The following is an 18,451-nucleotide window of genomic DNA, read 5'->3' as shown; positions in this document are numbered from 1 at the left end:
CTCATAGGGCGGTTTCAAAAAAAATCCTTAATATTACTTTACTGAATATAAGAGATAATTTGTTCGAATGACTCTTGTTTGTTTAATGGCACATGCCCACCTTTAGATAAGTGCCATTTTGAGTAAGTGTGTAACGTTAAATCACCCACTTTATCTTGATCCAATTTGTGTGCAAGTTCAGACCATCTGTTAATGAGGTAGTTGAACTGCTGGGAATGCGCTTTATCCTGCACGTTATACAAATATTTTATGTTTGGAATAAAGCCGTATTTTTCAAATCGCTTTGTTACATCAACTCTATACTGAATATCTGCTGGAACTGCAGTATTGTTAACACCAAAGGCTGATCTAAAGAGGTTTAAAACTTCGTTTTGCTTATAATATGTTTGAAGGTCTATTTGTGGTATGTCAATAATTGCTTGGGCATTCTCGCCGTAACAAGTGGCAAGCATCAATGATGAAAAACCACCTGCAGAAACTCCAAAAAAAGTTACTTTGTTATCTAACTTAAACCACTGAACTATTTTGCTTATCATATCGGCTTGAATTTGGGCATAATCCTCAGTTTCAGTTCCGACAAACCAGCCTCCATTAAGAGTATCGTCTATGTATAGAGTTGGGTCATTTAACACGATTACCGAATAAGGCAGCTCTGTTGCCCAGCTCCATCTAAAAAATAGAGGTAAATCAACCTTGCTACGTGTTATCGCATCCTGACCCATTATAAGTAATTTTTGAGATTTTGACTTTAATGACATAAACATCTGAAAGGTATCATTAATGTTTAAAATATAATTATCATCGAATTTAATATCATCTTTTTTTAGATCACTAATGGTGATAATTTTTTCAGGATAAGAAGCCTTGCTAGGTTTTAGTGTTGAGCCTTTCGGTTGATTTGATAATAGTATTTCTACATGCCGTGCAACTTTTCTTGCGTATTCTAGCTCTGTTGCACATGGAACGTGTTGTACTACAGCTTTGTCATTGCTGTAAGGCGCAGCAATATCAGAAAATATAACTAAATAACGTAAGCAGCTATTGAAATTATCAGTAGCGTAGTCAAATAAAGTTTTAATTTCATTTGCACTATGCCCATACGCATTAAGTAAGATTAGTATCTTTTTACGGCCAATTTTAAATCTATTATTATCGATAAAGCTATTCATTGTGCTTAAAGACTCTAGGGTATCTGTCGACCCTACAAAGTCTTTGCTTATATCAAAGCTTTCGATGCTAACGGTCTGGAATACCTTAAACAAGCAATCGCTATTATCGATACGCGCAAAAGCATCCCAACTTTGTTCTTTAAAACTTTGCATATTATTACCTAGTATTATTAGATCTCTTTCAAAAGCACCAGTTCATTGATTTCCAATGACGAAGTTACAAAAGCTAGAGAGGACTGACGCAAGAATTCTATATTAAAATAGTAAAAAGCAGACCTTCATCAGCCCTTTACACTGTATTTAATATCATAAGTATAGCAAAGTACGTGTAATTGCACTTACGCAGTGATAACTGCATTGCATATGTTTTCAAAAATCATCTTATGACCCAAATCGTTAGGATGCAACCCATCGTCCGTATAAGCTACGCCGTCAATCTTAGCTTGCACGGTCGCTGCGTAATTGTTGATGAAATCAACACCTAATTCCGCTGCCAATTCTTGCGTTACCCTCGAAACATCGCCTTGGCTATATTTTCTGTTTTTAGCTTCGTCAGTCGCACTTGCTGCATTAGCAGACATCAAAACCACCTGCTTACCTGTGCTAATTAGCGTGTTTGCAATAATCCGCAAATTATTTTTTGTTTTTTGAGCTGTGAGCGGTTTGATATTTTGCGATCTGTCGTTGGTTCCCAACATGACAAAAACAAACTCATCTGACTCAGAGATCGCGTTAAATAATCCATTTTGGCTTGGCAACCATTCGTAAGTCCAAGTCCCACTGATGCCATCATTAATCATCCGCATCTTTTGAGTAACTTGTATTGCTTCTAATCTAAATATACCTCCATCAGTTGATCTATTGCGCAAGCTGATACGATGACGGCCAAAATCCAAATCGAACGATTTTGTCAGACTCCACGAGACAGGACTTGAGTAGTCAAACTCGCCTATTTTTACATCGTTATCATAAACATCAACAACTCTACTCGTACCGTCAGGCTGACCCGCGTAGATTACTGTAAAATTATCGCCGACCAAATCAAACTCCACGTATGCATTATTATTAAAAGACGCCGAGGTTTTATTGGCTATATCGACATGATGATCAAGTATCGGGCTACTGCGCTTAATCACAACCACATTAGATTTGTTAATCTTACGGCCATTTGTTCTGTCATAAAAATCAATGCCGCTGTCAGCGTCAGCAGGGTCAACTAAGAATGTTTTTTCATAATATCCGCTGCCGCTAGATCTCCCATCAGGTCTAGGCTCTTTTATTAGAGCGGATTGATCAAAGTACAAGCCGCCAATCCATCGACGCAGTAAGTTTGCCCAACTGTCATTATCTAAATTATTTCGAGGGTCGTCTAGCGAGTGTGCCCTATCATCGTCCGAAGATGTTCCGCTACTACCAACACCCCATGTTATCGAGTCACCTATCAGCCTGATTTGTACGCTACGCAAAGGATTAGATAGTCTTTTTTTGAGCAATTGCAAAGAGCTGAGCGCGCGCGGGGCGTTTTGGTATTTTAAATACTCCCAGTAATCCCCGTTTTTTTGATAAAAACCATTTTTTGCTATATCGTCATCATTAGTCACAATCGCATAATCACCATCAGCCAGTGCGCTCGCAGTCATGGCCACGTGTGTGCTAAAAGGCGTTGCACCAAGCAAGCCGTTTTCGACGAGCAATCGTGAGGCCATTGGCGCTGACGGATACTCACGACCATTGCGACTTACAACCGTTTTATCTTCATTTGTAAACTCGCCAAGCGTGTCGGCATCAATACTGGCATCTGTCAGTTTTTGCATTGTAATCGGCTCTGCCATTTTTAAAGCTCCCACAAAAAAGCCCTCATATAGAGGGCGTTGTTTAAATTATTGGTTTAGGCTATCAGGCCATTTATGTAGTCTTTATCGTTTGGGTAGTACCTGCTGTCATAAGCCATTGCACTTATCGTCGACTCAAACAGCCCGTTCCCAGTTTTTTCGCTGATCAGATACGCATCAGACTCCGAGGCGGTCGCTTCTGTAATATTAAACACAGCATGAGTCACGCCAGCGGTCACCAGCGGTATCATAGGTATGCGAGCAACTTCGATTTGATAGTCACCAGTCTGCCTAATGATTTCAATCACATCAACGGTGCCATTTTTAAGCTGCAGATGGATAACATAGCTCTTGCCAGCGTCCAGATAAACCGGATAATCCAGCGTCAAAACGGTGTTTTCCTGCAATTCGATTTGACCGCTGCACAGTATCGGCACAGTAGAGTCGACGACGGCAATCCTATCCATACGTGTCACCAAGTCGCCCTCGCCGTATGCGGTGAACTCGATAGCCTTACGGTTATGTTTAAGCTTATTCCAAGCCCTATGCGCCAAAAAATGCGCCTGCACGTTGTTAGTCACGCCTTGGCTTGTAATGGTCTTATAGTTGGTGCGCAGGTCATCTGGCAGTCGGATTATGGCTTCGCCATAGTTATCTGATGGATCGCGCCACTTAAGCTCAACGCCATCATAATTATCTTGTATGCCAAAAAACTCGGTGACAGACATACTCTCTGGCGCAATATTTCGATGATTAAATAGCGCCAGGCTATTAGGCGTTTCGCGCTCAAAGCTAAAATAGTGCAAGCCGCCTTCACGACGCGCTGTACAAAAAACCGCTTCCGCAACTGTAAATATCATCTCTTGATAGCTAGCGTATTTATCATCAAACGTATAGTTAAAATCACACGCCTTATCGGTGCCAAAGTACGCGGCTATTTCATCACTGACATTGTAAAGCGATTGAGCATCTATTTCGCTGGAATCCATGCGACCGATGAATGGGTCAAGTGCCATCGCAATCGATATATCAGCAAAGTCACTTGTGGGTAGAAAACCATCAATCGTATTCAGCTTGCGATGTGCAATCATATTCAGCTCACTGGCGTTGGTGCCAGATCCGATAGCCATGCGCCGCAATCGGATAATCGTGTCATGCTCATAGACTGATTTCTTAGTCTCGTAGTAGCTGTACGCACTCTCGAAAACCACATCATCTATTAAGCTGGCGCTATCACCGTTATCGTTTTCGCGCTTGACCCTGAATCTAAACTGGCCAGCCTGCGGCAACTCTTTTCGTATGCTCAAACCAATCGGATTTCGGTTATTGGCGACGCCTTGCATGACATCGCCGTAGCGATATATCTGCCCAGTCGGCACGCCATCAACAACCATCTGATATTCGATTTCAATGGCTACTTGCTTGCTATCGTCGCCATCATAAATACCATTTTGCGCCAAGAAGTTAAGAATAAACCCAGTAGTGTCTTTATTGCCCGAGTAGTACCAGCCAATAAAATTGTCCTTTGAGCCTTTTATTAACACCTCTCTATTTAAAAAGCTTTGTTTTTGAGCCTCTGTTAGGCTATCAAGCTTACCCCAGTCAGCATTCACCGAAACAGGGTCAACAAGCTTCAATACGCCGCCGCTTGTACTGGCGATAGTATAGGTGCCACTCAGATCCACGTTGTTATTATTGCCTGTCAAAACTGCAGCAGCAACAGCGACACTATCTGCAGTTAATAGCGACCAGTTAGGGTTGGTATTTGCAAAGCCATCCGCCAATGTTACCTCATAGAAGTAAGCGCCAGGTGAGCCTGATTTGGTTATCGATGCAACGTCATATTCTCCCGCCAAGTCCAGCGACCCGCTCGATGCGTCATTAATTAGCAAAGCAGCAATACGCACTTTTTTATAGTTGTTTGGATCGATCACATTGATTGATGTAGCGATAGTCAGCACACCGGCCATCGCTACATCAGTGTTACCCGACAGTCGAACATCTTCAACCGTGCCATAAATAGCATTGCTGATAATCACTTGTTCACCAGCAGTAAAGCTATAAGAAAAGTCGACAGAGCCTTCAATCTTATATTCTACAAAACTGCCAAAGTCTTTATCCCATCTGCGGCCAGTCTCGCTTATTGTGCCGCTAGGTACGGTTATTTCATTTGGGCTGGTGACAGTGACCGAACGTGTAGAGATTCGCGCGCTATTTGGCGATAGCAGTGTTTGCTTACCGTCGATGGCGCTGACTTGCTTAGTGACAATCGGCAACTGATCAAAAACAGACCCTATTTGTATTTGTGGCGTTGGGCTGATTAACGACTGGTTTGGCTCATAAATACTGATAGAGGCGCCATCAATCGTGCTGATAGGCGTCTCACCCTCGTTTATCATATTTTCGTCAATGGCAAAGAAACCAGTGCCAATGCTGAGCAAGCACTCTTCTACTTGTACGCTACCGTCATAATACCGATAAACTGTTGATATCAAATCAGGTATAACTTTGCGCTTACCGTATATATCCGGCACCCGCTCGCCTACGCGGTGTTTGTTTTGACGCTGCGCCAAGCTATTATTTGGAGAGCCAGACACCTCTTGAGGCGTGTTCATTTCTGGCATGTTCATGTATGTGTATACCGCCACGCCGACCGATATAACGGCTGCAAGGACGCCTATTGTCACAGGGTCTTTTGCATGGCACAGCACATGATAGTCACCTGTCACACCCTTCATGGCCCACGCTTGAGCTTTGGTTTTGGGTGTGATGTCGTTCTGCACGCATATTGTGTCTTTGTAGAGACGCGCTGAGGGGTATTGCTCACGGATTGACAACCACTCTGTCAGTAAACAGTCAAAACTGTACTCACTACACTCGCTCGCATCAAGCTCATTGTGGAAAATCTTTAACGTCATAAAACCGTACCTTTTTATATTGGCGTTTGATGCTTCGCATAGCTTCGAAACGTGGTCCCAACTCAGACAAATGCAGCACTCGACCGCAATAATACAGCCCAACATGATGACGATTATCTAGTGTCATCATTAGCACGATAGTGCCATCAGCAGGAGACATCACCAGCTGTCCCCGGCTCATACTGTGTTTATTTGGGCTTAGTGTGGTATTGAGCGAGCCAGTAAGGCCTAAAAAACAGTGGCTAAAATCATAATCAAATAAATACTTGCCAGCGTCGATCAAAAAGTGCACGCAATGATAGTTGTCACGGTCAAAACTACGGTTAAGTAAAGGGTCAATGCTCTTCATAACAATGCCTTTAGATCAGGATATTTATCAGGCGTATAAGGCCGCCCTGTCGCCACGGTGTTTTTGTCAGGCGTTTTGGCATCAAACGTAGTTGCTTGATGGTCGCGGCTCATTTGCTCAACAAACAAGCCTTTGATGATGTCGATAGGTTTATCTTTGGCAAATGACATCGTGGCGACGTCATAAGCGTACTGACGGTAAATGACCTGCGGATGCTCATCACTATCGGACGATCTTATCTGCTTGATGAGCGGTGGTACTACTTCGCCCAAATCGCCCAGAGTGATGTTAAGGCTTTGGTCTAGATCATCAGACGTCTTGCCTTTGTTGATAAGCAGTGGTGCAAACTCAAAGTGTACGACCTCTCCCGTCTCCAGCATGGCATCAATACCATCAGCATGATTGGTCACGATTCGTATTGGTGTTGGCCAAAGACTATGGCTGACCTCTATCGTCTCAAGTGCAGCAATACTGGGTGCACTATCAAGATGTAGGTCTTTGATATCGTCAATCGTTACCGCCATTACAAACTCCCTAGTGCATCGGGCAAATCTTCGTTTACCAGTTTTTCGAGTAAATTAAGTAACTTGCGTGGGTCGCCTGACTCCCACAGACCAATAATGGTTTCATCAAATCCCTTGTCGGTATGGTTTGGTTTTAAGCGCAGGCCAAACGATACGCTATAGACTTTACCGTCACGCTCATTAACACGTAGCGAGCCTGCGACAAACTGACAGACGTAAGTCGTCATCTCAGTATCATCGACGATCAAGCGCCAAAGAAATGGCCGTGGGTTTGTTTGATGACTACGCCAGAATGCCCAAAAGTATTGCTGCTTAATCTTTTCATCGAGCATGACTGACGCTGTGACAGTATGTACATTATTAACAAACTGAATGCGCTGACGAGCAAACCCGCCTGCCAGCGCCTGCTCAAGCAAGTTGTTTGCCACTTCAGGCGTGTAACCGCGCTGTAGTGGGCATAATGCAAAGTTATTCATTAACGTTTGACCCTTGCTGTTGTATGGCGTTGTATTGATTTACTCTCTAGCGAGTTCGGGCGACCAATACGACGAAACGATTTTTCAATCATTTTGTCTACCATATCTATAGTGACTGCGCCGTTTGGTTCGCGGCGGGCGCTGACCTCGGCGCTAGAGTTGTTGTTGATCGTGATATTACCTTGCCTGCCTGCAGTATCCATAAATTGGGTAAAGTCTTTATTTTGCTTGGGAGATAGCACGCGCTCACCCTCATCAAGCAGGTACGTTGACTCTTTTGGTACATAATCAAGACCACCGTGGGCGATACCGGCGACTGATGGCGCGTTCATGCCCTGAATACTAGCAGCACTTGCGACTTGTATAGCCGCCGCGGCTGCGGCTCCTGGGGCTGCGATATAAGGACCGAACAGCGGGATGGCAGAGAGTGAGTTGAAAGTATTAGAGTAAGTTTCCTCTACATTCATAAGCGCTTTATGCACGGCGTATGCTTTCTCTGCAGCGAAGGCTAACTTATGCATTCTCGAGCTTTCACCAAAAAACACGGCTGCAGCTTCGGTCATGCCAGCGAAGAGACTTTGATAAATAGCGACCCGCTGCGCTGCCTGCTGTTCTGCTAGTGTCTTATCTCTTAACGCATACTCCTGCTCTAGCGCCCACATCTTATCTAGATGCTCTTGCTTGGCAATCTCCAATAACTCAAAGCGCTCAAGCTCAGGCAGCGCATAATTGCCACGCTCATCGACAGCGTTAATCTCACTTTCGCGGGATTTATACTGATTATTAATAGAGTCAAAACCCTCTACATAATCTTGATTCAAGCGCCACTCTTGATACTCTTCATCGTTTAATGTGCGCTGCATCATGCTATCTTTGCCAGTGCTTAGCGCGTTTATACCGCCTGCACGGGCGCTATCAGCAATGGATTGATACATTTTGTCCTGAGCACGAGCCTTGGCCTCTGATGCAAACTTAAAGTTATCTAAGTCCTTTTGATAAGCCGCGTTTTGCATATCAACATACATTTGACGCACGCTATCATCTTTGATGTTGGCGGCTTCGATTTCTTTGAGTGCTTTTTGATGCCTGGCATGGATGCGCTGCTCCTCGCCTTGGTATCTCTCCATGATAGATAGAGCTGCTGCGTTTTTTTCTTTAGCGTAGCGCTCTTCTTCGCGTGCCAAATACTTAGCTCGCTCAGCAGAGCCTTCGGCGTAAGCTTCTTCTATACTTTCAACACGGGCGATATGATCAAGCTCGATTTTCTCTTTATCGCTTGCGTATTGATTGACGATAGAGAGTTGAGCGCGTTCAATCGCTTCTTGCTGGCGCAATGCTTCTGCAGCGAGTCTTGCTTGTTCGCGCTGAGCTTGTTCAGCAATCTTGGCATCTTGCGCTAAAGCTTTGCCATAAAACGTACCTGAAGATTTACGAGACATGCCAGCGCTATGCGCCGCCTTTAGCCATCCTGGCGCATTGACCCCTTTGCCATCTTTGCCCCAAGCCGCTGCGTTTTGCTGAATACCAAAGTGAAAGCGCCCAGCGCCCATATAATCATTACCAGCACCGATACCGTTGATGCCACGTGCGGCGGCCTCTTCAACGATAGCTTTTAGCAGTGGTAAATCTTTAGAGTTATTCCAGTCTAGTTTTTTACCACCCTTATATAGATCACCATCAGCGGCATAGCCATGGTCATGCGCAGTAGAGCCAACTCGCTTACCACCTGATCCTTTACCAGGCTGACCGCCTGAATTCACTTTGAAAACTATCCCTTCTTCTTGTAAAAAAGATAATGCTTGCTCGAGCTCGGGATTTAAGCGTTGATTTCGAGTTGCGCCTTTGTTTGCGTATTGGATATATTTAGAAGCATCAGCGGTTGCTTTAGCAGTTCTTTCTCTAGCCTTAGCCTCTTTTTCAGCGGCATCAGCCAAGGCCCTAGTAGCTTTTATCTCCGCATCTACCGCACCATTTCTATAAGGGACCCCATTATTGTTATAAGGAAAAGCCACATTGGAGCCGCTTGCGCCTAACACACTCCCGAATGAATTATTGATTGCAGGGCGCTGTGTATTGATTCTATTCATTTTGCTAGACGCGCCATCCAATAGCTTGTCTATAGTTTCCATATCCCTAGCCCACTGGCTAGATATATCCAACATACTGCCACTCGCTAAAGCGCCAGCGCTGAAGAACCCGGTAAATAGAGCCTTACCTTTATCCGCTAAAGTATCTGCGCTGAAGAAGTTCTCAGCGGTTTGGCCAATATTGCGCATCTGCATACCGACTGCTGAAAAAGCATTGATGAGCTGCCCGATACCCGCCGCTATCCCAACTACTGAAGCGGCGGCTATGTTTATAGCTTGTCCAACGCCGCTAACTTCATCTTTAAAGCTACCGCCTTGCTTCGTGCCTTCCTTAAAGTACTCTATTAGCGTCGCCATGGCCGGGAGAGCCTCAGTAACCAGCTCATTGCGTACGCCCTCAAAATTAATCTTTAGCCCTTCGACTTCATTGGCTAATATCTTAGATTGCTCTATAGACTCTTTGGTTCTGATTACGCCCGCTTCATTAAGATCGCGCTCATAGTTTCTGAGCGCTTCGCCGTTGTTATCCCACAAGGGTATGATATCGCCAAGGCCACTAGCCAAAGACTCAGTGACAAATCTAACCTCTTGGGTGGTTGCCCCTGCCAGCTCCATTTCATCTACGACGGCTTGAATAGCATCGACGCTATCCATCGTTGACAGGCTTTTACCGAATATCTCAAGCTCCGCGTCAGTTTTATTAGTGGCTTCTTGCATAAGCTCTAAGGTATCAACCAAGCCGCCGCCACCAGTAGCACTAAACTCACCAAGCTTTTCTTGAGCATCGGCCAATATATCGCCAACACCTTCCATCTCTAACCCGTAGCTGGCAGTTGCAGCGGTCAAAACTTGTAGGTTTTCGGTCGAGGTATTGGCTCTTTTTGCCAGTCTTTCTAGCTGTTCATCCGCTTCGGCGGTCTGTAGTGCTAAAGTTACTAAGCCTGCACCCATGACCGCCACTGACGCTACAACAGAAGCAGCACCCACCGCCGCTGCACCCGCTATTCCACCTTTGCCAAAAGCATCGGAAATAGAACCAAGTTGCTCGTTAAGAGAGTCAATAGCACCACCGACAGGCGTACCACTGAGGTCCTCAATCAACTGCTCTTTAAACTTAGATACTGACTTACCCATATTCTCGGTACGATCACGGGTTTCGCGTTCTGCGCGGGTCAAGCCATCTGTAAACTCACTTAGGCGTACCGCCAAATCAAGTGTCAGCCTACCAAGTGAGTTTGTTGCCATGATAAACACCTTTTTTTGGATAATAAAAAACCCCAATCATTGCTGACTGAGGTTTCTTTAAATATTTTAGTTTGCTAAATTACTTTACCATTCTAGCATTTTGGCTTTTCAGGCTCTCAAACACACTAGATAGCATCGTAACGTATTAATGCTGCCAATCCAGATCAGCAGTATCGAACGTAAACTGTTGATTACCGTTATTGTAAAACCCTATTTCAAGCATCATTATTTTGGAATCTTTTAGTTTGTTTATAAAAAGTTCTTCAGAGCCATCCAAGAACATCGCTTCACTTGAGCCGCCAGCAGCCCTAGATAAAGAATATTGCTCAATACTATTATCATCAAATTTCACTGTCATGGCGCAATTTCGGTATTCACACCATAACTGACCATTATTTGTAACAAACAAGACCTCATTATTTAGTTCATCGGTATGCCTAATAATAATACTTAATTCAGTACCACCACTATAGGGTGAACTTAAATGAACATTATTTCTAGATGTAGTTATAGCAGTATATGTCGTAGTATCACGCATTTTATCTACTGATTCACCATACATCCAGTTAGGGACTGCCTGAACCTCAGTAACTTCGTTCAATTGGGTAGCGTCAGCTTCTGCAACATTATTGCTAACTTCGCCAGCGCTGCTATTGTCTGCTACGCCCGGTGAAGGATTGTCAGACATGCCGGCCATTAAAGCCGAAAGCACCATAAATCCAATAAATACCACTGCAATCCATGTAAGGACTGACGTGCGATTAACTCTAGCACCACAACTGGGACAGGAATCTGCATTTTTAGCGATAAAACCACCGCAATTTTTACAATTAACGAGCTTCGCCATACTCTGTCCTTAATGATTTTTTTCGAAGCATTACTATAAATCATCAAACACAATTCAGCAACATTTGTTAGTTTGTGTCCTCGATCTGATCTTCAAAGCTGACGATCACATCATCTTCATGTGGCATGAGCTCAAGCGCTTCTATATCACCCCCTTGAGAGTTGATATAGATAGCCATCATGTTGGCGACCGCTTGTTCGACTCTTCTGCCCACATTTAGACTACCACGGCGATAGCGGTATTCCGCCCACTGCTTAATCTCAACCATCGTTAGATTGGTTTTTACTTGATGAACACTATTACCACCTATACCGTTGAGAGCCAATTCAAACAACAGCTCATGCTCGCCGGCGATTATTCCTTTTTCTTCTTCGGCGCCTGCTTCTCTACCGCCTTTTTTATATTATCAAGCCCCCATACCTTGTTGAATACCGCGTTCGCCAGTGGCTGAATAAAATTATCTTCGACTTGTTCTTTGGTGAATTGCAACTTACCGTCTTCATCAACTAGCGCCTTACTAATCCATTCAGCGGCCACATCTTCCTTATTGTTCATACGGTTGTGCAGATCATCGCTTATGGCAAAAGGAAGGGTCTTGAACATAATATCGACTTCACAAAGCTCGCCTTTATGATAAAACTCAACCTTTTCTGAATGTATTTCACCAACCAAGCTACCCGCTTTCACATCTGACAATAATATCTTTGCCATTTTTGTAATCCTATAAATAAGTAAAGCCCCAATAAAGGGGCTTTTGGTTTAACCAACTAATCCATCCGTATCTTTTATAAAGCTTACGGATTTGTCTTATACGCCGTGATAGCCTTGGACTGACGCTTCATCGGCACTGAGTGCTTAACCAGTGAGTTTGGTTCAAACGTAGGGTTAGTGTCTTTCAATTGGGTTACGAACGAAGTCCAAGTACGAGTCGGTGGTAGCGTTACAGAACCAGTCTCAAGCACTGGCGGCTCTTTACTGTCCGACCAACCAATAAAGACCTCGATAGTCGCGCGTTCATCAGCCAACTGCAGTAGCTTCATATGCGTGTCATTTTTGGGATCAGTGTTAATAGAGATAGAACCTTCACCGGGCGTAGTAAGTCCTGGTATCGATGTAGTGGTATCCTCTTCTTCTAGGCATGTATCGTCAATATCATTGACACTATCATCGCCGAGTGTAATACCTGTGATGCAAATCATCTTAGTAAGCTCAGGCGTATCGCCATGCTTAATCCATACTTGCGTGCCTTGTGATAGTACGCCTTTTTCGACTTTAGCCATGATGCTAATCCTCTGTTGTTGAACGGTCTGATATCCAATTGGCATCAAAGCCGCGCCCGTAAAGTCGAGCGTTGGAATCATATTGATTGATGATGGGGTTTAATATCCATGCACGTGATTCTAATGCGTTTCGTATAGCGCCACGTAACGCGCTGGCATATTTAGAGCTCGTGTCATAGACCATGATTTGAAATTGTACGTTGTCAAAGTTAGCGGGTGCGTCCAAGTGGTTCTCAGCTTGACCGCTGATGATCTGCCACACCACATAAGGCGCTTGAGTGCCCTCTGGTGCAACACCCTCCCAAACCTTGGCTTCTACATCTATAAGCGATGTCACGCCAACATCGGCATTAAGCATGCGGTAAATAGGCAAATCGCTCATAGTTTGGCAATCTCTTTATCAAGTTCAGCGCTATAAGCGCGGGTAAACTCCGCTTGCACGGCGTTGATATTATTATTCAGCGCCGGACGTAAGAAAGGATCCGCGTTATTCGTAGCAGACCCAAACTCTTTAAAGCGCCAGTACCAAGTGTCGCCGCCGGGGTTCTTTTTGCTGCCTTGGGTTTGATAGCTGCGTCCAGCGCGGTTTGCTCTTCTGTTAGAACGGGTGTTAGCGTACTTTCTAGCGCCACCTTTGACGCCGACTTTCATCGTTACGTTATCATAGCCTTTGGTTTTACCAGCTTTAACGACGATGTTCTTCCAAATCTTTTCGGGACTGTCTTTATCATCGATACGTTTGGCATTCTCACGCGCGGCTTTTTTGACGATGTTCATAGCTTTGCGACTAGCGCGATTGGCGGCGTTTTTAGCTTTACGCTTATTACCAAGCTGTCTTAGCTTGGCTTGGACCTCGTCGAGACCGGTGATGTTGTTTGGCATAATTAGCCCCTAAATTGCTCAACTCCGCTGCCAAGGTTGAATGTCATATACTCGACGCCCGTATCGTTATCAGGCAGACCAAGACTATCAATCGCATAAGTACGGCCCTGCCATATTACGCGCATAGTCGTATCGAGACTGGTGCCGGTCTTATAACGCACCATCATTCTCGCCGTAATCTCTGACTGAGCCGCCTGCGCTGTCAGCAAGTCTTTAGTAGATAGCGGTGTGACCTTGGCATAAACTTTTTTGTGAGTGGTCCACGTGCCATCTAACCGATGCCCGTCTGCATCACGGCCGCCGCTGACATAGCGCTGGATAGTAACTCTATGACGTAACTCGCCTGCCTTGACTGCCATAATTAATCCATATCTAAAAAGGTCGAGCCTGCGTCGGCGTCATCTTCTTGTTCGACCAGCTCATTTATCAGATCGTTGTTTTGGTCGATGAGCTCAGCAGTGTTTTGATTGCTAATGTCGATTTGTTGAATCAGTATCGTGTTTTGTTCGACTACCTTTGTCATCAGCGCTATTAAGTCTTTGCAAGAGCAGCTTGGCTCTTCGCTTTGCTTCACTGGCTCTGTCTTTAATCCACTCACGTCTGGCCTCGCATCCTTTACAGTTCATATCAAACACCCATGCGGCGGTACGGTTGCAGTACGTGGTAAGCCCCCATAGGCACCTCAATCATCGATGAATCGCTAACTGACTCACGATGAGCATACCAATGCGCCACTATCATCAATGTCGCTTGATCAATAGAAGCGTTATCTAGCACGCCATCTGGATCTTCACTTGGTACTGCCAACTCATAAATAGTACGATCAAGATACATCTGAATATGATCTCGAGCGGCTGCCACATACCCAATCAATAAAGCGTCTTCATCATCGTGGTCGATGCGGCATTGGAACTTTACCTGCTCAAGAGTCACCATCGTTAATCTGCCTTGTCGTCTTTAGCCTTGCTATCGGCCTTTTTGGTTGTTTCTGTTTTTGATGGAGTCGATTTAGGTGATTCGACTTCGACAGCATGACCTTTATCAATCAGCTCTTTGCCTGCTTTGACGGTTACGGTTAGCACTTCGTTCTTTTGTGCAATCGTGCGATCAATCATCATTCGTTTTAATATTTTGATTTTCATGGTTTATTACTCAGCTTTTTTAGTAGTCTTTTTGGTCGCTTTGGACTTATCGTCAGATTCATCCTTGTTATCAACCGCTTCGGCATAACCCTTCTTAATTAGCTGCTGACCAGTGATATCGCTAACTTCTGCAGTATCCTCCGCCAAGTATGTCTTGTTGCCCATACAAACAACATCTTTAAACTTAACTTTCATAACTTGCTCCTTTTAGTAAGACAAAAACAACTTAATAAATTGGCTTTGGCTTAATAAAAAAAACGAAACCCGCGATACGAGTTTCGTTTTTCATCATATTCTTGATAATCAAGCCTTAATTATGATCAGACAGTTAGCGAACCTTTAACAAACGCTTGCGGACGATATACGGCCAGTGCTAAGCGCTCTTCAGCACGGATTGAGACCATATTTTTCTCAAAGTCGTCCGCGTTTTCGGTACTGACGACAACGTTTGCGTCTTCACGGTCAAAGATTTGCGCGGCGTCAGCGAATGAGCCAGTTAAGAAGTTACCTAACATGCCAGCCTGGTTGGTTTGCGCCACTGGCAGACCCCATAAGCGCGCTTCTAAGGTGCCAAATGGATTGCTGAATAGGTAGCCGTTAGTGCTGGCGTCTTTCATCAGCTCAATATCAGTCCAGTCGATATCGTGCATGACGTGACCGGTTGCTGATAACTCAGCCAAAGTAACCTGCAGCATAGCCAAGCGCATTAAATCCAAGCTGTTTGACGGCGTAGTCTTAGTGCTAGGATTGGCGAATGCAGTGGCCTGCGTATAGATACCGTGCAAATTATTGCCAGTACCGCTACCAAATAGCAGCTGCGTATCTTCTACACGCTTAAGACCATTGAGCAAACGGCCATTAATGATGCTGCGTAGTTGCGGCAAGTCATCAAGCGTCTGTTTGGCAATCTTCATCAAGTGAGCAATCGTCTTGACACCAGACAGCACCTCTTCAAACTCAATTTCTGAGTAAGGTTTAGTGGTGTTTTCAGCGACCGGTGCCGCGTTATTCGTAAATAACGTTTCGCGTAGATACGCCACTGCATTTGATTCTGTGTCGCCCGGCGCTAGTAAGTCACGTACTGTCAAACGCTGGTTTGGGTTGGTAACAATCTTGGTGCTACCATCTACAGGATTTACGGCGAATGAGGTTAGTGCTGCGCGTGGCACATCGATAGCTAGGCGTCGACCGGCAGAAACATTCTTGCTAAATTCGATAATGCTGTCATTTGCAATAACCAAATCGCCTGCGCGGTTACGCGATGGCGACTGATCACCATTACCGCTACCAATACGCGCAAATAACTGCTCTGCCTCACCAAGCTCAGTTTGCAGCTTGTTCTGCGTATCGCGCATGGTATTTAAGTCGGTAAGCAATTCATCGACTTTGTTTTTTGTTTCAGTTGATAGCTCGCCAGCCTTTTGCGCTTCTTTCAAAGCGTTTTCAGCAGCAGGCAGTGTCTTTTCGGTCAGCTCTTTAACTTTGGCATTAACCTGTTTGAGCTGTTCTGCGGTTTGATCCTTGGTTTGATCAGTCATAATTTTTTCTCACAAAAAAGGCCGCCAAAAGGCGACCGGATGAATGAATAGGTTTGTTTAGTCTAGTTTGATTGAGTCAATCGCATTTTGCAGACCGTCAATCAATCCGCTTAGGTCAATGCCAGCGTTTTGCGTAGCATCTGGTTGAGTAGCGCTAGGCGTACTCTTTAAATCTTTCACAAGGCCGCGGCGCTCTTTGCGAGTCATACCCGCCTGCGCCATGATCAAATCTAGTTTATGGGCAGCGATACGCTCTTTAGCACAGTTGTTTGTCTGCTCAGTAATCACATCAGAGTCTAAAAAGCTATCAGCCATACCTGTCTCAACGGCTTGCTTGCCATTAATCCAAGTCTCTTTATCCATTTGTTCTGATAGCTCGGCGGCATCAAGACCACTTTTGACGTGATAAATATCAGCGATAGTGTTATCGATTTGCTCTAAAAAATCAGCCACATCACGCATGTCGTTGCGGTTACCGCCGACGCCAGTCCAAGCATTATGAATCATGAAGAATCCAGCGCGGGCAATTTTAACCTCATCAGCAGCCATCGCGATAAATGATGCGGCGCTTGCAGCCATACCAAGTACGCGAACGGTTACATGGCCGCCATATTCGCGTAGCATGTTATAGATGGCAAGGCCTTCAAAAACATCCCCGCCAGGAGAGTTGATATTAACCACGATATCAGCATTACCAAATCGTTTAAGTTTGGCGCTAATGGTTTTTCCAGTGATGCCGCCATCCGTCCACCAGTCGTAGCCGATAGGCTCTAAGATATTAATCACATTTTCAGAGTCGTCATCAGCAGCTTTGATATCAGGGTTCCAGCTATCTAGCGCCAATGGCATTTTTATATCGTGCGTCGCCTCAAAATCCGCTTTAGGCATCATCGTTCGCTTGCTCATCGTTGGCAACTCCATTGTAGTTTGTGCCCACCTTCTCAAGCGGGATTAGTGCTGATTGGATAGTGTATTTTTCACCGCCTTCGATCGGCGGCATGTTCTCTTTAGAGCGGACCTCATCGCGATTAATCCAACCGTTATTAAGGCCAGATGCGTAATATTCGGATCGCGTTTTACTGTCAGCTCGTAACAGCCCCTCAACATTAAACTCGACATAATATTTATCGCTTTCAATGCGGCCTATCAAGCAGCGCAAAATCTCTTGCTCAATATTGACCAGTAAAGGCCGGAACGTGTATTTCAAAAAGTGTAAATCTTGCGCTTCAGCTGACGCGGCCCAAGAGCTTTGTTTGTTAAAGTGACCAATCATAATTGGCGATACGCGGAACCAGCGACAGATCTCTTCAATCTCAAAAGCGCGCGTCTCAAGCATTTGCGCCGCTTCTGGGTTCATTGTCACGCCGTGATACTGCATACCATGCTCAAGCACCATCGTCTTGCCAGCATTGCTACTGCCCATAAATTTGGATATATGACCGTGTAGCTTGCTGCGCTGTTCGCCCGTGAGCTTCTGATCCGTTGTCAAAAACCCAGATGTTTGCAAACCATTTTCAAAAAACTTGCCGGCGGCGTGTTCGGCTGATGCGGCGGTAGCAAAAGTTTCACGCCCTTTGTTGATCGTAAAGATACCCATGACGCCATCGATGCCGAACGCGCGAATGTGCATGATGTCTTTATGATCAATATCACGGCGGCTTGTGCCTTCAACATAACTGTATTCGAGTACGCTATTGTTTTTGTTGCGACCTACTTTTACATGCTGCGGTAATAGCGGCTCAAGCGATATAATGCGCCTGCCTGTAACATTGCGCTTAATCTCAACGTAGGCATTACCCCATAGCAGTAGGCTTGCCACAATCATTTGCATGAATCGCGCTGGGGTCATCTCATAATTGGGCGACCGACATAGCAGGTCATATAATGGATGCTGTTTGGCCACCACACGACTACCGTCGGCTTTGGTTTCATAAACCTTTAGCGGTAATGTTGATACCGTCTCTGCTACCAACCGCACACACGAAAAAACCGTACTAAGTTGCAAGGCACTATCAACAGTGACATTCTTGCCACTGGCCGTCCTAGTTGACACGTTATCACTAGGCGTTAGACTCAGCTGTCCATCCAAGCCTAGAAAGCTGATCGCCGCCTGTGCAGCTCTGGCAAGACGCTTGGGCTTGATTAGATTACGCACATTAAAT

Annotated in this window: 21 protein-coding genes; all 21 read right to left on the bottom strand. The window is 44.9% G+C overall.

The window, feature by feature from the left end:
* Positions 1 to 38: 38 nt before the first annotated feature.
* The gene (locus R0I52_RS06470) at positions 39 to 1,322 is read right to left on the bottom strand and encodes a hypothetical protein (RefSeq protein WP_317053641.1); all 1,284 of its coding nucleotides are present in this window, start codon (positions 1,320 to 1,322) and stop codon (positions 39 to 41) included.
* A 185-nt stretch (positions 1,323 to 1,507) separates the two neighbouring features.
* Positions 1,508 to 3,001, bottom strand: coding sequence for an SGNH/GDSL hydrolase family protein (locus tag R0I52_RS06465; RefSeq protein ID WP_317053640.1), 1,494 nt, complete (start codon positions 2,999 to 3,001; stop codon positions 1,508 to 1,510).
* A gap of 56 nt (positions 3,002 to 3,057) precedes the next feature.
* Positions 3,058 to 5,919, bottom strand: a complete 2,862-nt coding sequence (locus R0I52_RS06460; protein WP_317053639.1) for a host specificity factor TipJ family phage tail protein — start codon at positions 5,917 to 5,919, stop codon at positions 3,058 to 3,060.
* Positions 5,894 to 6,268 (bottom strand): hypothetical protein, encoded by a 375-nt coding sequence (locus R0I52_RS06455; RefSeq protein ID WP_317053638.1) that lies wholly within the window; start codon positions 6,266 to 6,268, stop codon positions 5,894 to 5,896. Before R0I52_RS06455 ends, R0I52_RS06460 begins: the two co-directional genes overlap by 26 nt.
* Positions 6,265 to 6,792: a DUF1833 family protein gene (locus R0I52_RS06450; RefSeq protein WP_317053637.1), complete on the bottom strand. Its 528-nt coding sequence runs from the start codon at positions 6,790 to 6,792 to the stop codon at positions 6,265 to 6,267. The genes R0I52_RS06455 and R0I52_RS06450 overlap by 4 nt, the downstream gene beginning before the upstream one ends.
* Complete coding sequence (locus tag R0I52_RS06445; RefSeq protein WP_317053636.1) at positions 6,792 to 7,268, bottom strand: hypothetical protein; 477 nt, start codon at positions 7,266 to 7,268, stop codon at positions 6,792 to 6,794. Before R0I52_RS06445 ends, R0I52_RS06450 begins: the two co-directional genes overlap by 1 nt.
* Entirely contained in the window at positions 7,268 to 10,600 is a 3,333-nt protein-coding gene (locus tag R0I52_RS06440) for a hypothetical protein (protein WP_317053635.1), read from the bottom strand. The genes R0I52_RS06445 and R0I52_RS06440 overlap by 1 nt, the downstream gene beginning before the upstream one ends.
* Positions 10,601 to 10,745: 145 nt before the next feature.
* Positions 10,746 to 11,447 carry a hypothetical protein gene (locus tag R0I52_RS06435; RefSeq protein ID WP_317053634.1) on the bottom strand — a complete coding sequence of 234 codons (702 nt, stop codon included), beginning with the start codon at positions 11,445 to 11,447 and terminating at the stop codon, positions 10,746 to 10,748.
* Between the two features lie 67 nt (positions 11,448 to 11,514).
* Positions 11,515 to 11,781 carry a hypothetical protein gene (locus tag R0I52_RS06430; RefSeq protein ID WP_317053633.1) on the bottom strand — a complete coding sequence of 89 codons (267 nt, stop codon included), beginning with the start codon at positions 11,779 to 11,781 and terminating at the stop codon, positions 11,515 to 11,517.
* 20 nt (positions 11,782 to 11,801) lie between these two features.
* A complete protein-coding gene (locus R0I52_RS06425; protein WP_317053632.1) occupies positions 11,802 to 12,158 on the bottom strand; it encodes a phage tail assembly chaperone family protein, TAC in 357 nt (118 codons plus the stop codon).
* Between the two features lie 83 nt (positions 12,159 to 12,241).
* Positions 12,242 to 12,727 (bottom strand): phage tail tube protein, encoded by a 486-nt coding sequence (locus R0I52_RS06420; RefSeq protein ID WP_317053631.1) that lies wholly within the window; start codon positions 12,725 to 12,727, stop codon positions 12,242 to 12,244.
* A 4-nt stretch (positions 12,728 to 12,731) separates the two neighbouring features.
* On the bottom strand, positions 12,732 to 13,109 hold the full coding sequence (locus R0I52_RS06415) for a DUF3168 domain-containing protein (RefSeq protein WP_317053630.1): 378 nt from the start codon (positions 13,107 to 13,109) through the stop codon (positions 12,732 to 12,734).
* Positions 13,106 to 13,609 carry an HK97-gp10 family putative phage morphogenesis protein gene (locus R0I52_RS06410; protein ID WP_317053629.1) on the bottom strand — a complete coding sequence of 168 codons (504 nt, stop codon included), beginning with the start codon at positions 13,607 to 13,609 and terminating at the stop codon, positions 13,106 to 13,108. Before R0I52_RS06410 ends, R0I52_RS06415 begins: the two co-directional genes overlap by 4 nt.
* Positions 13,610 to 13,611: 2 nt before the next feature.
* Positions 13,612 to 13,968 (bottom strand): phage head closure protein, encoded by a 357-nt coding sequence (locus tag R0I52_RS06405; RefSeq protein WP_317053628.1) that lies wholly within the window; start codon positions 13,966 to 13,968, stop codon positions 13,612 to 13,614.
* 2 nt (positions 13,969 to 13,970) lie between these two features.
* Complete coding sequence (locus tag R0I52_RS06400) at positions 13,971 to 14,207, bottom strand: hypothetical protein (protein ID WP_317053627.1); 237 nt, start codon at positions 14,205 to 14,207, stop codon at positions 13,971 to 13,973.
* 29 nt (positions 14,208 to 14,236) lie between these two features.
* Positions 14,237 to 14,545: a head-tail connector protein gene (locus tag R0I52_RS06395; RefSeq protein ID WP_317053626.1), complete on the bottom strand. Its 309-nt coding sequence runs from the start codon at positions 14,543 to 14,545 to the stop codon at positions 14,237 to 14,239.
* 2 nt (positions 14,546 to 14,547) lie between these two features.
* A complete protein-coding gene (locus R0I52_RS06390; protein ID WP_317053625.1) occupies positions 14,548 to 14,751 on the bottom strand; it encodes a hypothetical protein in 204 nt (67 codons plus the stop codon).
* Positions 14,752 to 14,757: 6 nt separating this feature from the next.
* Positions 14,758 to 14,946 (bottom strand): hypothetical protein, encoded by a 189-nt coding sequence (locus R0I52_RS06385; protein WP_317053624.1) that lies wholly within the window; start codon positions 14,944 to 14,946, stop codon positions 14,758 to 14,760.
* Positions 14,947 to 15,071: 125 nt separating this feature from the next.
* Entirely contained in the window at positions 15,072 to 16,289 is a 1,218-nt protein-coding gene (locus R0I52_RS06380) for a phage major capsid protein (protein WP_317053623.1), read from the bottom strand.
* A 57-nt stretch (positions 16,290 to 16,346) separates the two neighbouring features.
* Complete coding sequence (locus tag R0I52_RS06375; RefSeq protein WP_317053622.1) at positions 16,347 to 17,195, bottom strand: head maturation protease, ClpP-related; 849 nt, start codon at positions 17,193 to 17,195, stop codon at positions 16,347 to 16,349.
* The gene (locus tag R0I52_RS06370) at positions 17,170 to 18,444 is read right to left on the bottom strand and encodes a phage portal protein (RefSeq protein ID WP_227526310.1); all 1,275 of its coding nucleotides are present in this window, start codon (positions 18,442 to 18,444) and stop codon (positions 17,170 to 17,172) included. The genes R0I52_RS06375 and R0I52_RS06370 overlap by 26 nt, the downstream gene beginning before the upstream one ends.
* Positions 18,445 to 18,451 lie beyond the last annotated feature (7 nt).

This window comes from Psychrobacter sp. CAM01, from assembly GCF_032842965.1.
GTDB lineage: Bacteria > Pseudomonadota > Gammaproteobacteria > Pseudomonadales > Moraxellaceae > Psychrobacter > Psychrobacter celer.
Note: the sequence above shows the minus strand (reverse complement) of the source record. Positions and strands in the feature narration are given on the sequence as shown.

Bases quoted from the DNA above. Each gene is read 5' to 3' on its own strand.
- R0I52_RS06380 (WP_317053623.1), bottom strand. From the start codon at position 16,289: ATGACTGATCAAACCAAGGATCAAACCGCAGAACAGCTCAAACAGGTT.
- R0I52_RS06405 (WP_317053628.1), bottom strand. From the start codon at position 13,968: ATGGCAGTCAAGGCAGGCGAGTTACGTCATAGAGTTACTATCCAGCGC.
- R0I52_RS06460 (WP_317053639.1), bottom strand. From the start codon at position 5,919: ATGACGTTAAAGATTTTCCACAATGAGCTTGATGCGAGCGAGTGTAGT.
- R0I52_RS06455 (WP_317053638.1), bottom strand. From the start codon at position 6,268: ATGAAGAGCATTGACCCTTTACTTAACCGTAGTTTTGACCGTGACAAC.
- R0I52_RS06385 (WP_317053624.1), bottom strand. From the start codon at position 14,946: ATGAAAGTTAAGTTTAAAGATGTTGTTTGTATGGGCAACAAGACATAC.
- R0I52_RS06445 (WP_317053636.1), bottom strand. From the start codon at position 7,268: ATGAATAACTTTGCATTATGCCCACTACAGCGCGGTTACACGCCTGAA.
- R0I52_RS06415 (WP_317053630.1), bottom strand. From the start codon at position 13,109: ATGAGCGATTTGCCTATTTACCGCATGCTTAATGCCGATGTTGGCGTG.
- R0I52_RS06450 (WP_317053637.1), bottom strand. From the start codon at position 6,792: ATGGCGGTAACGATTGACGATATCAAAGACCTACATCTTGATAGTGCA.
- R0I52_RS06470 (WP_317053641.1), bottom strand. From the start codon at position 1,322: ATGCAAAGTTTTAAAGAACAAAGTTGGGATGCTTTTGCGCGTATCGAT.
- R0I52_RS06395 (WP_317053626.1), bottom strand. From the start codon at position 14,545: ATGGTGACTCTTGAGCAGGTAAAGTTCCAATGCCGCATCGACCACGAT.
- R0I52_RS06425 (WP_317053632.1), bottom strand. From the start codon at position 12,158: ATGGCAAAGATATTATTGTCAGATGTGAAAGCGGGTAGCTTGGTTGGT.
- R0I52_RS06375 (WP_317053622.1), bottom strand. From the start codon at position 17,195: ATGAGCAAGCGAACGATGATGCCTAAAGCGGATTTTGAGGCGACGCAC.
- R0I52_RS06435 (WP_317053634.1), bottom strand. From the start codon at position 11,447: ATGGCGAAGCTCGTTAATTGTAAAAATTGCGGTGGTTTTATCGCTAAA.
- R0I52_RS06420 (WP_317053631.1), bottom strand. From the start codon at position 12,727: ATGGCTAAAGTCGAAAAAGGCGTACTATCACAAGGCACGCAAGTATGG.
- R0I52_RS06465 (WP_317053640.1), bottom strand. From the start codon at position 3,001: ATGGCAGAGCCGATTACAATGCAAAAACTGACAGATGCCAGTATTGAT.
- R0I52_RS06440 (WP_317053635.1), bottom strand. From the start codon at position 10,600: ATGGCAACAAACTCACTTGGTAGGCTGACACTTGATTTGGCGGTACGC.
- R0I52_RS06410 (WP_317053629.1), bottom strand. From the start codon at position 13,609: ATGCCAAACAACATCACCGGTCTCGACGAGGTCCAAGCCAAGCTAAGA.
- R0I52_RS06390 (WP_317053625.1), bottom strand. From the start codon at position 14,751: ATGAAAATCAAAATATTAAAACGAATGATGATTGATCGCACGATTGCA.